17 protein-coding genes are annotated in these 13,615 nt (G+C 67.0%); 7 read left to right on the top strand and 10 right to left on the bottom strand.

Features of this window, described 5'->3' with window-relative positions; genetic code table 11:
* Positions 1–49 precede the first annotated feature (49 nt).
* From pyk to B3K53_RS11585, 3 genes are read left to right on the top strand one after another with little or no spacing between them, the layout of a single operon-like run.
* Positions 50–1,504: a pyruvate kinase gene (gene pyk / locus B3K53_RS11595; RefSeq protein WP_292084476.1), complete on the top strand. Its 1,455-nt coding sequence runs from the start codon at positions 50–52 to the stop codon at positions 1,502–1,504.
* Positions 1,505–1,513: 9 nt separating this feature from the next.
* Positions 1,514–2,554, top strand: a complete 1,041-nt coding sequence (locus B3K53_RS11590) for a DNA adenine methylase (protein WP_292084475.1) — start codon at positions 1,514–1,516, stop codon at positions 2,552–2,554.
* Between the two features lie 36 nt (positions 2,555–2,590).
* Entirely contained in the window at positions 2,591–2,743 is a 153-nt protein-coding gene (locus B3K53_RS11585; RefSeq protein ID WP_292084474.1) for a hypothetical protein, read from the top strand.
* Here the strand turns inward: B3K53_RS11585 and B3K53_RS11580 are convergent.
* From B3K53_RS11580 to B3K53_RS11535, 10 genes are all read right to left on the bottom strand, one after another.
* A complete protein-coding gene (locus B3K53_RS11580; RefSeq protein WP_409515783.1) occupies positions 2,740–3,390 on the bottom strand; it encodes a ribonuclease HII in 651 nt (216 codons plus the stop codon). The genes B3K53_RS11585 and B3K53_RS11580 overlap by 4 nt on opposite strands.
* 127 nt (positions 3,391–3,517) lie before the next feature.
* Positions 3,518–4,240 carry a hypothetical protein gene (locus B3K53_RS11575; protein WP_292084471.1) on the bottom strand — a complete coding sequence of 241 codons (723 nt, stop codon included), beginning with the start codon at positions 4,238–4,240 and terminating at the stop codon, positions 3,518–3,520.
* A gap of 261 nt (positions 4,241–4,501) precedes the next feature.
* Complete coding sequence (locus tag B3K53_RS11570) at positions 4,502–5,098, bottom strand: DNA-3-methyladenine glycosylase I (protein WP_292084470.1); 597 nt, start codon at positions 5,096–5,098, stop codon at positions 4,502–4,504.
* Between the two features lie 86 nt (positions 5,099–5,184).
* Positions 5,185–6,165, bottom strand: coding sequence for a TraB/GumN family protein (locus tag B3K53_RS11565; protein ID WP_292084469.1), 981 nt, complete (start codon positions 6,163–6,165; stop codon positions 5,185–5,187).
* Positions 6,166–6,247: 82 nt separating this feature from the next.
* A complete protein-coding gene (locus B3K53_RS11560) occupies positions 6,248–6,394 on the bottom strand; it encodes a hypothetical protein (protein WP_292084468.1) in 147 nt (48 codons plus the stop codon).
* A 24-nt stretch (positions 6,395–6,418) separates the two neighbouring features.
* Entirely contained in the window at positions 6,419–6,583 is a 165-nt protein-coding gene (locus tag B3K53_RS11555; RefSeq protein ID WP_292084467.1) for a hypothetical protein, read from the bottom strand.
* Between the two features lie 60 nt (positions 6,584–6,643).
* Positions 6,644–6,844 carry a helix-turn-helix transcriptional regulator gene (locus tag B3K53_RS11550; RefSeq protein ID WP_292033751.1) on the bottom strand — a complete coding sequence of 67 codons (201 nt, stop codon included), beginning with the start codon at positions 6,842–6,844 and terminating at the stop codon, positions 6,644–6,646.
* Positions 6,841–7,311 carry a hypothetical protein gene (locus B3K53_RS11545; RefSeq protein WP_292084466.1) on the bottom strand — a complete coding sequence of 157 codons (471 nt, stop codon included), beginning with the start codon at positions 7,309–7,311 and terminating at the stop codon, positions 6,841–6,843. Before B3K53_RS11545 ends, B3K53_RS11550 begins: the two co-directional genes overlap by 4 nt.
* Before the next feature lie 102 nt (positions 7,312–7,413).
* Positions 7,414–8,205: a YgfZ/GcvT domain-containing protein gene (locus tag B3K53_RS11540; RefSeq protein ID WP_292084463.1), complete on the bottom strand. Its 792-nt coding sequence runs from the start codon at positions 8,203–8,205 to the stop codon at positions 7,414–7,416.
* A gap of 209 nt (positions 8,206–8,414) precedes the next feature.
* Positions 8,415–8,960 (bottom strand): hypothetical protein, encoded by a 546-nt coding sequence (locus tag B3K53_RS11535; RefSeq protein WP_292084461.1) that lies wholly within the window; start codon positions 8,958–8,960, stop codon positions 8,415–8,417.
* Between the two features lie 139 nt (positions 8,961–9,099).
* Between B3K53_RS11535 and pelA the strand changes: the two genes are divergently transcribed.
* The 4 genes from pelA (at position 9,100) to B3K53_RS11515 (ending at position 13,589) form a co-directional block, all read left to right on the top strand.
* Positions 9,100–10,407 carry a pectate lyase gene (pelA, locus tag B3K53_RS11530; RefSeq protein ID WP_292084459.1) on the top strand — a complete coding sequence of 436 codons (1,308 nt, stop codon included), beginning with the start codon at positions 9,100–9,102 and terminating at the stop codon, positions 10,405–10,407.
* Positions 10,408–10,498: 91 nt separating this feature from the next.
* The gene (locus B3K53_RS11525) at positions 10,499–11,455 is read left to right on the top strand and encodes a glycosyltransferase family 9 protein (protein ID WP_292084458.1); all 957 of its coding nucleotides are present in this window, start codon (positions 10,499–10,501) and stop codon (positions 11,453–11,455) included.
* 65 nt (positions 11,456–11,520) lie between these two features.
* On the top strand, positions 11,521–12,858 hold the full coding sequence (locus B3K53_RS11520) for a dihydroorotase (protein ID WP_292084456.1): 1,338 nt from the start codon (positions 11,521–11,523) through the stop codon (positions 12,856–12,858).
* Complete coding sequence (locus B3K53_RS11515) at positions 12,855–13,589, top strand: prephenate dehydrogenase/arogenate dehydrogenase family protein (RefSeq protein WP_292084455.1); 735 nt, start codon at positions 12,855–12,857, stop codon at positions 13,587–13,589. The genes B3K53_RS11520 and B3K53_RS11515 overlap by 4 nt, the downstream gene beginning before the upstream one ends.
* Positions 13,590–13,615 lie beyond the last annotated feature (26 nt).

Below are 13,615 nucleotides of genomic sequence, written 5' to 3'. Positions count from 1 at the left end.
GGCCTCTGAGGGGAGGCCATGGCCGTCAGAGCCGCCTTGAGGAAACATTATGAACAGAGCCCGCCGCGCGCGCATCGTCGCGACCCTTGGACCCGCGAGCCGCGCGCCCGCGACCGTCAAGGCGCTGGCCCAGGCCGGAGTGGACGTCTTCCGCCTGAACTTCAGCCACGGCTCACATGAAGATCACGCGGCGGCCTTGAAGGCCGTGCGCGGCGCCGAGATGGCGCTGCGGCGCCCGCTGGGGGTTCTGGCCGACCTGCAGGGACCGAAGCTGCGGCTGGGCCGCTTCGCCGACGTCGAGATCGCCATCAAGCCGGGCCACAGGATGCGGTTCGACCTGAACCCGGCGCTCGGCGACGAGACGCGGGTGCAGATGCCGCACCCGGAAATCTTCAAGGCCCTGCGCACCGGGATGCTGCTGCTGATCGACGACGGGCGCATCCGCCTGCGGGTCGGCGAGCGCACCGACGAATGGGCTGACGTCACGGTCGAGAGCGGCTCCAAGCTGTCGGACCGCAAGGGCGTGGCCGTGCCTGAAGCCGTCATTCCGGTCTCGGCCCTGACGCCCAAGGACCGCGAGGATCTGGCCTTCGCCCTTCGCCTCGGCGTCGACTGGGTGGCCCTCAGCTTCGTGCAGAAGGCCGAGGACATGGCCGAGCTGAAGCGCATCGTGAACGGTCAGGCCGCCTGTCTGGCCAAGATCGAAAAGCCGCAGGCCCTGAACGATCTGGAGAGCATCCTCGACTACTGCGACGGCGTCATGGTCGCGCGCGGCGATCTGGGCGTCGAGATGGACCCGGAGGAAGTACCGGTGGCCCAGAAGAAGATCCTGCGCGCCGCCCGCCAGCGCGGCGTGCCCGCCATCGTCGCCACCCAGATGCTGGAATCCATGACCAGTTCGCCCGCCCCGACCCGGGCCGAGGCGTCCGACGTGGCCAACGCCGTCTATGAAGGAGCCGACGCCCTCATGCTGTCGGCGGAGACCGCTTCGGGCGACTATCCGCTGGAGTCGGTCGCCATCATGAACCGCATCATGGAGCGGGTGGAGCGCGATCCCCTGTGGCCCGGCCTGATGGACGCCGAGCACGCGGGCATGGACATCCACGACGTTGACGCCCTGGTGGCGGCGGCGAGGAAGGCGGCGGAAGCGGCCTCGACCGCCTGTATGGTGGTGTTCACGACCCTGGGCGGCACGGCGCGGCGGATGTCGCGCGAGCGGCCCCTGCAACCGGTTCTGGCCCTGACGCCCAAGCCCGAGACGGCGCGTCGTCTGGCCCTGGTCTGGGGGCTGGAGCCGCGTCTGGGCGACCAGCCGTCCTCGCTGGAAGGCCTGACCGACGACGCGGTCGAAGCGGCCATGACCTATGGCCTGGCCGAGGCCGGTCAGCGCATCCTGATCCTGGCCGGAACGCCTTTCGGCGCGCCGGGAGCCGCGAATCTGTTGCGTCTGGCCCATGCTCCGGCCCATGTTCCGCAAGGGGCGAAGCGCGCCCGGAAGACCTGACGGGACGGAATGATCAAGTACATCGGCTCAAAGCGCGCGCTTCTGGGCCATGTCACGGGTGCGGTGCGCGCCGCCCTGCCGGACGGCGGGACGGTCTGCGACCTGTTTTCCGGCTCGGCCCGCGTCGGTCATGCCTTGAAGGGGCAGGGCTTCCGCGTCTGGTCGAACGACCACAACGCCTATGCCCACACGCTCGCCACGGCCTATGTCCAGGCCGACCGTGAACGCTGGGCGGCGCAGGCAGAAGGCATCCTGGCTGAGCTGCGGACGGTGACGCCCGAGGCCGGCTGGTTCACCAAGGCCTTCTGCGAGGACGCCCGCTTCTTTCATCCCGACAACGGCGCCCGCATCGACGCCATGCGCACCCGCATCGAGGCCATGGGGCTGGAGCCTGAGCTGAAGGCCGTGGTTCTGGTCGCCCTGATGGAGGCGGCGGACCGGGTGGATTCCACGGCCGGTTTGCAGATGGCCTACATGAAGCAATGGGCGCCGCGGGCGCTGAAACCGCTGGAGCTGCGGCTGCCGGATCTGCGGCCAAGCGTGGCGGCGGGACCGTGCAAGGCCACCCAGGGCGACGCGGTCGAGATCGCCGATCAGGTCGAGGCCGATCTGGTCTATCTGGACCCGCCCTATAACCAGCATTCCTATCTAGGGAACTACCACTGCTGGGAAAGCCTGGTGCTGTGGGACAAGCCCGAGACCTATGGCGTGGCCAACAAGCGGGTGGACGTGAAGACCCGCAAGAGCCCGTTCAACAGCCGTCCCGGCATCGGCCCGGCCCTGCAATCCGTGGTCGAGCGGCTGAAAACGCCCAACCTGATCGTCAGCTTCAACGACGAGGGCTATCTGAGCCGCGATGACCTGGTCGCCATGCTGTCGGCGCGCGGCCATGTGCAGGTGGTCGAGATCCCGCGCCCCCGCTACGTCGGCGCCCGCATCGGCATCCACAACCTGAAGGGCGAGAAGGTCGGGGCCGTCGGGCGGCTGCGCAACGTCGAGCACCTGTTCGTCGTGACGCAAAAGCCACTGAGCCTGCCGGTCGCCGCCTGACGGGAACCAAGCCGCGAGGTTCCGGTTACAGGCAGCATGAGTGCCTCGACCGACCGTTCGTCCTCTTCCACGCCCTCCGAGCATCCCCGACGGTCGTCCAGCGGATTGCCCAACTGGTTGTTCTTCCTTCTGGTCGCGGCGGTGGTCGTGATCCTGGGCCTGCTGGTCGCGGGCGCGACGGTCGGCTAGGCCGCGGCCAGCAAGGCCTTGATCGGCGCCCAACTGCGGCGGTGCTCGGGGCAGGGGCCGAGGGTGTTGAGGGCCTGTTGGTGGATGGGGGTGTTATAGCCCTTGTGGCTGGCGAAGCCGTAGCCCGGATAGGTCGCATCCATTTCGATCATCAGCCGGTCGCGCGCCGTCTTGGCCAGGATGGAGGCCGCCGCGATCGACAGCGAGCGGCTGTCGCCCTTGACCACGGGGGTCACGGCGCAGGGCAGCTTGAAGCGGTAGTTGCCGTCCACCAGGGCGTGAACCGGCGGATGGGCCAGGGCCTCGACCGCGCGACGTATGGCCAGGCCGGTGGCGTGCAGGATGTTCAACTCGTCGATCTCCTCGACCGAGGCGAAGCCGACGCCCCAGGCCAGGGCGCGGGCCTTGATTTCGGGTTCAAGCAAGGCGCGGCGCTTTTCCGTCAGGGCCTTGGAGTCGTCGATGCCGGGCGGCAGGTCGTCGGGGTTCAGGATCACCGCCGCCGCCGACACCGGCCCGGCCCAGGGCCCGCGCCCCGCCTCGTCCACGCCGCAGACATGGCCGTTCCACGCGGCGCGCGCCTCCAGCTCCAGCATCAGGGTGGGGAAGGGGCGGTCGATCTTAAGGACGGCTTTGGGCGGCTTCATCGCGCGTCAGTGCCACGAACGGGCGCGGGGCGGAAGGCGGGCGTGTGGTTGCGTGGAGCAGATGTGCTGAGTGGCAGGCAAGGGTGGAGGCCCGCTTTTAAGTTGATGGAGTGCCGGTTGATGTCACTTAAAAGATTGGTATGGCCCGCTTGGGCTTATCAAGGGCGCTAATGCTTGAAATATCCAAATATTTTTGAGAAAATTTTCCGTTCTGCATTGGAATGAATATGATCAGGGTTGTAATATTTTGATCGCAAATTCTTAGATTCCAGACTTCCGCCCAGCTCTGCGTGAGATCGGCTCCCTCAGATATCTCTGAAACCAGGCCGTCATATTTTATCCATGGCTGACCTGGATCCGCCGGCGAATATCTTTCTATTGGAAATTCAACATTGCCTGGATTTGCCGCGACATATGTATCCAAAACTAAAAAACTATCGTCGCATTTAATGTTGGTGTTGAGTCGAGCGTAACCAAACATATCTGGTATGAACTGGGATTGAATCCAATTGTTCGTGAGACTTTCGCCGACAACGCCGAGGCGTGCTTGCCATTCAGGTTCTGCTCCGAAGCGAGCTACTTCTACGTTCTGAACGTGACGAATGCCGCAGCCTTCTAGAATTACACGCTCATTGGCATCGGGTGTGCTGCCTCCATTGACGGTAATTGACCGACTTGAGGTGTTAACAATATCGAATGCTTCGCATTTTCGTCCTGAAAGCAGTTCGGCTGCTACGACGGCCTCACCTTTCAGAAAGCTCATGTAGGCCTCTTCTTCTCCGGGCAACACGAGAGCGGCCGGGCGTTCCGGCAGTTGCAGGGCCAACGAGAGTGCGGCGACGATAAGCATCGAATTCCCCTGTAGAAAGGCGATGTGAATAACGATGTTATCAGGTGTCGTCTATGGGACGAAAGCAGACTTCCTGCTCCGACTTCGTCGTCACCTCGGGTGGCACGAAGGGGCGATCCGGGGGGCAAGTGTTCAACTTAATGGCATGGCCGGGGAAGTTGGAATCGCTTGGGTTCCAGGCTCGCTTCGCGTCCCGGAATGACAACGAAGGGTCAGGCGCAGGCCGCTTTCACCGCCGATAATCAGGCCTTGGCGGCAGTTCTAGCCGCCCGCCGCGCTCACCTCCCCATGCCGGAAACACGTTGTCTGGTGATCGTTGACCATGCCGACGGCCTGCATGAAGGCGTAGGTGATGACCGGGCCGCAGAACTTGAAGCCGCGCGCCTTCAGGGCCTTGGCCATGGCGACGCTTTCGGCGCTCTGGGTCGGGGCTTCGCGGAAATGGCTCCACTGGTTCACCAATGGCTTTCCTTCGACGAAGGACCAGAGCCAGCCCGAGAAGTCCTCGCCGCTGTCCCTCATCTCCAGCCAGAGGCGGGCGCCGTTGATGGCGGCGTCGATCTTGGCGCGGGAGCGGATGATGCGCGGGTCGGCCAGCAGGCGCTCGCGGTCGGCGTCGTCGTAGCGGGCGATGATCTCGGGATCGAAGTCGTGGAAGGTCTCGCGCATCCCCTCGCGCTTTCTCAGGATGGTGATCCAGGCCAGTCCGGCCTGAAACCCGTCCAGCACCAGCTTCTCCCACAGGGCGCGGGGATCGTACTCGGGCACGCCCCATTCGGTGTCGTGATAGGCGATGTAGAGCGGGTCGGTCGTCCCGCACCAGCCGCAGCGGCCTTCGGCCTTTTCGGATTCGGTCATGGCGCGATGTTGCTGGAATGTTCTTGTGAGGCAAGCGAAAAGGCCCGGCGTTTCCGCCGGGCCTCTCGCCGGATTGAAGCTGACGCTTACAACTGCTCGACCGAGTATCCGCGCGCCCTCAGCATGTCGATGAGGCTGTCCTGATCGGCCAGGTGGGCGACGCCGACGGCGACGAAGGCGCTGCCCGAGCCCTTCATCATCGTCTCGATCTGGTCGGTCCAGTCGGCGTTGCGCACGATCAGGGCGGCGCGGTGGACGTCTTCGTGGATGTCGCGGGTGTCGAGGCGGTTCAGGCGGCCGACCTCGGCGGCGTCGCCCTTGAGCCAGGCGGCGACGGTCTGATCCAGCTTGGGCACGATCTGGCCGCCGTTGCGGACATAGTTATTCAGATAGGCGATCTGGGCCTCCTCGCTCATGCCGGCGATCAGGCGCAACTGGCGGTCGGCGGTTTCGAAGCCGTGGATAGTCTTACCCTCGGCGCGAGCGCGGTCCATCAGGGTCTTGTCGACCCCCAGGTCGGGGCGATAGCCGGCCTGCATAGGGGCGGTTCCTGCAACGATGAAGGCGGCCAGCCAGGGGCGATAGGCGTCCAGGGCCGCGCCGCTGGCGCCGACGCCCTGGGCGGCCTTGTCGAAGGCGGCGAAGTCCTCGGCCGACAGGATGGACGACAGGGGGCGGTCGGGGGTGACGCCGTGCTGCTGGGCCACCTTGGCGGCGACGTTCGGGTCGTCCTGATCAGCCACCTCGACCCAGAACTGGTCGGCGCCGGCGAAGGCCGCGTCCACCTTGTCCGACCCCCAGGCCGTGCCGGGGCGCAGATAGTGGATGGTGCCGAACAGATAGACGGTGGAGTCCGCGTCCCTGACCACCCACAGCGGCGGACCGGCACCCTCGGCGCGGGGGATGGGGGCGGCGGCGACAGCGGCGGCCGGGACGGCGGCTTGCTCAGCGTGAGCGGCGCCGGGGAAGGCGGCGAGGGCGGCGCTGGCGGCCAGGGCGGCGCAGGCGCCGACGGCCATGCGCGAGACGTGATTGGCCGTACGGCCCATGCGGTTGGCGAGGGTCATTGGATCGTCCTTGGATTGTCGGGGTGTCGGGAAAGGGCGCCGATCGGGTCGGCGAAGGCGTCGGCCCGAAGGGGCCGGAAGGTCAGTGCGTGGTCGAGACGGCGGCCGCGGGCTGGGCCTGGCCGAAGGTGGGGACGGCCTCGACGGCCGTGGCGATCAGGAAGGCGCCGCAGAGGCCGAGGGCGAAGCCCGAGAAGCGTTCGACGATGGCGGAGTAGAGATTGAACATGGGTCTGATCCTGAAAAAGAGGGGCTAGCGGGCGGCGATGGCGGCGGCGGGGGCGTCGAACCAGGCGGCGGCCTGGCCAGGGCTGGGGATCAGCATCACGGCGATGCAGATCAGCAGGGCTCCGCAGACGCCCAGGGCGAAGTCGGAGACGTGTTTGGCCGCTTGGCCCATGCGGTTGGCGCAGGTCATTGGTTAGTCCTTTGAATGTCGTGGTGTTTTGAAGGTTAGCGAGCGTCGGGCTCGTCGGTATCACTGAACGAAGATGGCTTCGATCGGTCGGCCGAAGAGGCGGGAGATGCGGAAGGCCAGAGGCAGGGAGGGATCGTAGCGGCCCTTTTCCAGCGCCTGGACGGTTTGACGGGAGACGCCGAGCTGTTCGGCGAGGTCTGCCTGGGTCCAGTTGCGCTCGGCGCGGAAGACCTTGAGGCGGTTGACGAACTCGCTGGTCATCGGCGGGCCATCCACCAGCCGCACCAGGCGATGCCGTAGCCGACGGCCTGGGCGGCAAAGAGGCCGACGACGCCGACGGCGACCAGGGCCGCGTCCGAGCGCTGCACGAAGGCCGGCAGCAGGTTCACGTCCATCAAGGTGGCGGCCACGACGCCGGCGCCGCCGACGACCAGGCCCAGATTGCCGCCCCACCACCAGGCCCACTTGTGGGCTTCCTTGGCGGCTTCATCGAGGGCGCGCCACCAGTAGAGGCTGTGGATGGCGGAGAAGACGGCGACGGCGGCGGCCAGCAGGACCACGCCCAGTTGAGGGGCGTCGCCCAGTTGAGGGGCGTCGCCCAGTTGGGCGGGCCAGAAGGGCGCGGCGACGGTCAGGCCGGAAGAGACGACCACCAGAGCGCACAGGCCCACGGTCAGGTCGTCCATCTTCTTCTTGTTGGCGGCGGCGGTCTTGGTGACGGTGTTCATGACAAGCTCCCCTGTCGTTGTGACAAGTGAACTTTACCAATGCCGCGTTCTGCGTCAAGCGACTTTTACATCGTGACAAGCAGATTTTCCGTTTGGCCGAAATTAGCCTTGGAATTCAGGGATCCAGCCGGGCTTTTCGACGCGTACAGGGCGGCCGTCGATGCTCAGATCGCCCTCCAGACGGTCCAGACGCATCAGGGCGATGGCGCGGCCGTCGGCGCCGGTCATGACCTCGCCGGCCCGAAGTTCACCGTTCAGCACCTCGGCGCCGCGCTCGGGGACGGGGCCGTCGAAGGCGATGGCCATCATGCGGTTCTTGATCGTGCCGCGCCGCTTCATGCGCGAGGTGGTCTCCTGACCGATGAAGCAGCCCTTGTGGAAGTCGATGCCGTTCAGCAGGTCGAAGTCGGCCTCGATGGGATAGGTCTTGTCCAGCAGGGTGTCCGCCGTGGGGTCGGGCACGCCGAGGGCCAGCCGGTGCGCCTGCCAGTCGGCCTGGGTCGCATTCGTCTCGCACTGGTCGCCCCAGCGGCGACCGCCGAGTTCGGGCAGGCGGGGGTCAGGGACGAAGGCGTCGGGCGCTTCGTTCCAGGCGACGAAGACGGCGTCGGGGATGGGCATGACTTCGACGTTGGAGCGCAGGCGATACATGGACAAACGCTGGATCAGGGCGTCGCGACGCTCGGCCGCGACATCCAGCACCACGCCGTTTTCCTCACCCCAGAGGAAGAGGTCGAACAGCAGCCGACCGGGCGGTGACAACAGGGCGCCGAAGCGCAGGGCGCCGGGTTCCAGCGTCTCCACGTCCTGCGTCAGCAGGTTGTGCAGGAAGGGGCGGGCGTCAGGGCCGGTGACGCGGATCAGGGCGCGGCTGTCGAGGCGGGCGATGGGCATGCGGCCAAGATAGGGAGGGGGAGGCCTCTACACCACAGTCCTTCTCCCCTTGAGGGAGAAGGTGGGCGCCGGAGGCGCTCGGATGAGGGGGGTGAGCGCGACGTTGGGCCCGGAGTCTGGACGGAGCGTTCACGGTATCAAGCCGCGTCGTCGACACCCCTCATCCGTCTCGCTTCGCGAGCCACCTTCTCCCACAAGGGGAGAAGGGACTAAACGACCGCGTATCGCGCGATGACCCCGTCCGTCTGGAAGTCATGCTCGGCCAGCTTGTCCAGCGAGGCGAGGACGCGGGCGACGAAGTCCTCGGGATCGCCCTCTTCGATGGCGGGACGCAGCCAGTCGGTGACCACGGCGCGGGCGGGGTAGGTCCCGACCGGGCCGGGAACGCTGAGCGCCACCTCGACCCCCTCGGCGATCCAGCCTGCCACCGTGGCGAAGAAGTCCATGCCTGCCAGGAAGTCGGAGCGGCGCACGACATAGAGGGTGATCTCGCCGCGCTCGACGCCGTCGGGGCGGATGATGACGCCGCTGCGGTCGGGCCGCCAGTCGTCGGACAGTTCGACCGCCCGCCACAGGCAGAACCAGACTCGGCAGGTCTGGGGCCGGATTTCATGGACCGAGCAGCCTGCTCCGTCGACGCAATAGCCGCACAGCTCGCCCGTGGGCTTGGCCAGTTCGGGCAGGTTCAGCGGGATCACGCGGCAGCATTCGACGCAGCCGCCGCAGGACCGGTCGGGAAGAAGGGGCAGGCTCATGATGCCGCCTTAGCGCATCAGGAGGCAAAAGCGCAGACCTCGCCGACGACGAGGTCTTGCGTTCGTATCATTATGTAGAATAACTTTTGACATAATGAGAACGGCGCTCAAGCCGAAACGCAGTCGGGAAACGCATCCAGTGAGACACGTCTTCGCCATTTCGTTCGCAGCCCTCGCCGCCATGGCGGGCTCTGGTCTTCACGCCGGCGCCGCCAAGGCCGAGGTCATTCGCGCCAATACGCCTGCCGTCGGTCTGACCATCGACCGGATCGGCGCCCTGCCGGACGCCGAGCGCGGTGCCTGGGCGGACTATCTGGCGCGGTCGCAAGCCCAGCACCTGGCCGATCGCGCCGCCCTGGCCGCCGAACTGCCGCCTGGCGCCACCCCGCCGCCGCCGCCCCTGGCCATTCGTGGCAACAGTTCGCACATGCCGCTGGATCGTCCGGCGCGTTGGTATGGCTCGGCCGAGGCCCGCGCCGTGGCTGACGCCGTGGTCAGTTTCCAGACCCCCGCCGGCGGCTGGAGCAAGAACCAGGACCGCAGCCTCAAGCGTTTGCCCGGCCAGCGTTTCTCCAACGACGCCGAGACCATGGAGCAGAACCCCGCCAACTTCGACGCTCCGGCGGACCGTTTCTGGACCTTTGTCGGCACGCTCGACAACAACGCCACCTGGACCGAGATGCGCTACCTGGCCAAGGTCGCGGCCCAGGCACCCGGACGCGAAGGCGACGCCTGGCGGGCCAGCATCATCAAGGGGGTCCACTACCTGCTGAACGCCCAGTATCCGAACGGCGGCTGGCCGCAGATCTGGCCGCTGGAAGGCGGCTTCCATGACTCCATCACCTTCAACGACAACGCCGTAGCCGAGGCCGCCATGGTGCTGCGGGACGTGGCCAACGGCACGGAAGGCTTCGGCTTCGTGCCGCCGGAACTGGAAGCCCGCGCCGCCGAAGCGGTGAAGAAGGCCATCGACGTCACCCTCGCCGCCCAAGTGCGCAAGGGCGATCAGCTTCAGGGCTGGCCCCAGCAGGTCGAACCCATGCGCCTGGTCCCCACCAGCGCTCGCAACTATGAACCGCGCTCGATCGCCAGCGGCGAGACAACGGACATTCTCGAGTTCCTGATGGGCGAGCCCAACCCGTCGCCCGAGGTCAAGGCGGCGATCCGTGGCGGCGTGGCCTGGCTGGAATCGGTGCGCGTTTACGACAAATCCTTCGAGATGACTGACGACGGCCGCAAGCTGATCGACAAGCCGGGCGCCGGCCCGATCTGGTCGCGCAACTACGACCTGGTCACCGGCCGTCCGATCTTCGGCGACAAGGACCAGACCATCCACGACGACGTCAACGGCATCTCCATCGGCCGTCGCAACGGCTATTCGTGGTGGCTGGCCGCGCCGCAGCGCGCGCTGGATCGCTTCGCGACCTGGTCGGCGGCGAATCCCTAGAACTTGAGCCAAACGGGCCGCCATTCCAAACCGGATGGCGGCTCCTGTCGCATCTACTGAATTTCGTAGAGAATCCCTCTAGGGTCGCCCCATGCACGGGCGTTTCCCGATCCTCTATATCGCCGAGGCGGACGCAGAAGACGCGGTCCTCTCGTCGGGGGCGCTCGCCCATCTGGTCGAGGCCATTCCGCACGCCACCTTCACCGTCGTCGGATCACCGGCCAGCGCGCCCCTGTTCGCGGACCTGCCGCGGCTGGAGCGGCTGATCGTTCTGGATCGCGACGGGCGCTGGGACTGGATCGCCCTGTGGAACCAGGTGCGCGAGACCAACTGGGGCCTGGTGGTCGACATGCGCGGATCGACCCTGTCGGGCAAGCTGCGGCGTCAGAAGCGGGCGGTGAAGGGCAAGGTCCTGCCCGACGTCCATCTGGTCGAACAGGCGGCGCGGGTGCTGCAACTGGACGAGATCCCGGGGCCGAAACTGTTCGTCGGGCGCGATGCGCAGGAAGCCGCCGAAGCCCTGATCCCGCCGGGCGAGGGTCCGATCCTGGCCATCGGGCCGGGCGTGGACTGGATCGGCAAGCGCTGGCCCGCCGACCGTTTCGCCAAGGTGGCCCTGTCCCTGCTGGGCGAGGACGGACCTCTGGCCGGCGGGCGGCTGATGATCGTCGGCGAGGAAGCGGACCGCGACGCGGCCCATTCCATCCGCTTCGCCGTCAAGCGCGAGCGGGTGATCGAACTGCAAGGCCGGCTGACGCGATTGCAGACGGTGGCGGCCCTGTCGCGGGCTGACTTCTACATCGGCGGCGACTCGCTATGGACCCAACTGGCGGTCGCGGCGGGCGTGCCGACGGTGGGGGTGTTCGGCCCCTCGGACGAGACCCTGCGCCGACCCTGGACCGGGGTGGCCGTGCGCGGGCCGCGCAGCCTGCAGGAGTTCATCGACCTGGACCCGCGCTTGAATCAGCACATCCAGCACATGATGGACCTGCCCTATGAGCGGGTGTTGAAGGCGTCCAAGAAGCTGCTGGCCCAACTGGCCGGCTGAGCCTTCGGGGGTTGTCCCCTGGGGCGTCGGGCGCGCATAAGCGCTCGACCTCAGGAGATGCGCCCATGACCCAGACCTATGACCTGATCGTGCGAGGCGGCGAAGTCGCCAACCACGCCGGACGCGGCATGGCCGACGTCGGCGTCATCGACGGGCGCATCGCCTTCATCGGCGACCTGAGCCAGGCCTCGGCGGGCGAGGTGTTCGACGCCACGGGCCTGACGGTCTTGCCGGGCGTCATCGATACCCAGGTCCACTTCCGCGAGCCGGGGCTGGAGTGGAAGGAAGACCTCGAGACCGGCAGCCGCGCGGCGGCTCTTGGCGGCGTCGTCGCCGTGTTCGAGATGCCGAACACCAATCCCAATACGACCGATCCCGAGACCATGGCCGACAAGCTGGTCCGGGCCAACAACCGGATGTGGACCGATCACGCCTTCTACGTCGGTGGCACGCACGAGAACGCCGAGCATCTGGCCGATCTGGAGCGCCTGCCGGGCTGCTGCGGGGTCAAGGTCTTCATGGGCGCATCGACCGGCGACCTGCTGATCGCTGACGACGAGGGGGTGCGCAAGGTCCTGTCGAACGTGCGCCGCCGCGCCACCTTCCACTCCGAGGACGAATACCGACTGGTCGAGCGCCGCAGCCTGGCCCGCACCGGCGACTGGACCAGCCACCCCGAAGTCCGCGACGCCGAGAGCGCCATCATGTCCACCCGCCGTCTGGTGGGACTGGCCAAGGAGACCGGCGCCCGCATCCACGTCCTGCACGTCACGACGAAGGACGAGATGGAGTTCCTGCGCTTCCACAAGGATGTCGCCACGGTTGAGATCACGCCCCAGCACCTGACCCTGGTGGCGCCCGAGGCCTATGAGCGGCTGGGCGCCTACGCCCAGATGAACCCGCCGATCCGCTCGCAGGAGCATGTCGACGCCCTGTGGCTGTGGGGCATGCAGCAGGGGGTGGCCGACGTCCTGGGCTCGGACCACGCGCCGCACACCAAGGAAGAAAAGTCCAAGCCCTATCCGGCCTCGCCGTCGGGGATGCCGGGGGTGCAGACCCTGGTGCCGCTGATGCTGACCCATGTGGCCAACGGTCACCTGTCGCTGGAGCGCTTCATCGACCTGACCTCGGGCGGGGCGCAGCGGGTGTTCGGCACGGCCAATAAGGGGCGGATGGCCGTCAGCTACGACGCCGACCTGACCATTGTCGACCTGAAGGCGAAGAAGACCATCACCCACGACCAGCAAGCCAGCCGTTGCGGCTGGACGCCTTTCGACGGCTTCGAAACGACGGGTTGGCCTGTGGCCACCATCGTGCGCGGCCGGGTGGTGATGAAGGACGGCGAACTGATCGGTCAGGCCCACGGCCAGCCGGTAAGGTTCCAGGAAACCCTGGCGGGGTGACCAGCGCCCGGCCTCAGCTTGGACTGATCGGCTTCGGCGCCTTCGGGCGGCTGACGGCCAGGCATCTGTCGCCATATTTCGACATCCTCGCCCATGACCTGGCGGTCAGCGACGGCGAGGGGGTGGCGCGGCTGACGACGCTGGATGAGGCGGCGGCCTGTCCGGTGGTGGTGCTGGCCGTGCCGGTCGGGGTTCTGGCGGAAACGGTCGCGTCCATCGCGCCCCATGTGACGCCCGGCGCCCTGATCCTCGACGTCGGATCGGTGAAGGTGAAGCCGGCCCAGGTCATGCTGGAGGGGCTGCCGGAGGGCGTGGATGTCGTCGGCACCCACCCCCTGTTCGGCCCCCAGAGTGGCAAGGACGGCATCGTCGGCCTGCGCATCGCCGTCTGTCCGGTGCGCGGCGACAAGGTCGCATGGCGCGTCGCCGCCTTCTGCCGCAAGGCGCTGGGGCTCAAGGTCTTCGTCGTCACGCCCCAGGATCACGACCGCGAGGCGGCGACGGTGCAGGGCCTGACCCACCTGATCGCCAAGGTCCTGCTGGCCATGGAGCCGTTGCCGACGCGCATGACCACGACCAGTTTCGAGCGGGTCATGCAGGGCGTGGACATGGTCCGCCACGACAGCGCGGCGGTGTTCCGCGCCATCGAGCACGACAACCCCTACGCCGCCGAGGTCCGTCGCCGTTTCTTCGACCTGGCCGAACAGGCGCGGGCCGAGCTGGACGGCTGATCGGAGAGGGGCGAACAGGCGTTTCC

The sequence above is a fragment of the Brevundimonas sp. UBA7506 genome (assembly GCF_002479495.1).
Taxonomy (GTDB): domain Bacteria; phylum Pseudomonadota; class Alphaproteobacteria; order Caulobacterales; family Caulobacteraceae; genus Brevundimonas.
This window is presented reverse-complemented; position numbering and strand designations above follow the sequence as displayed.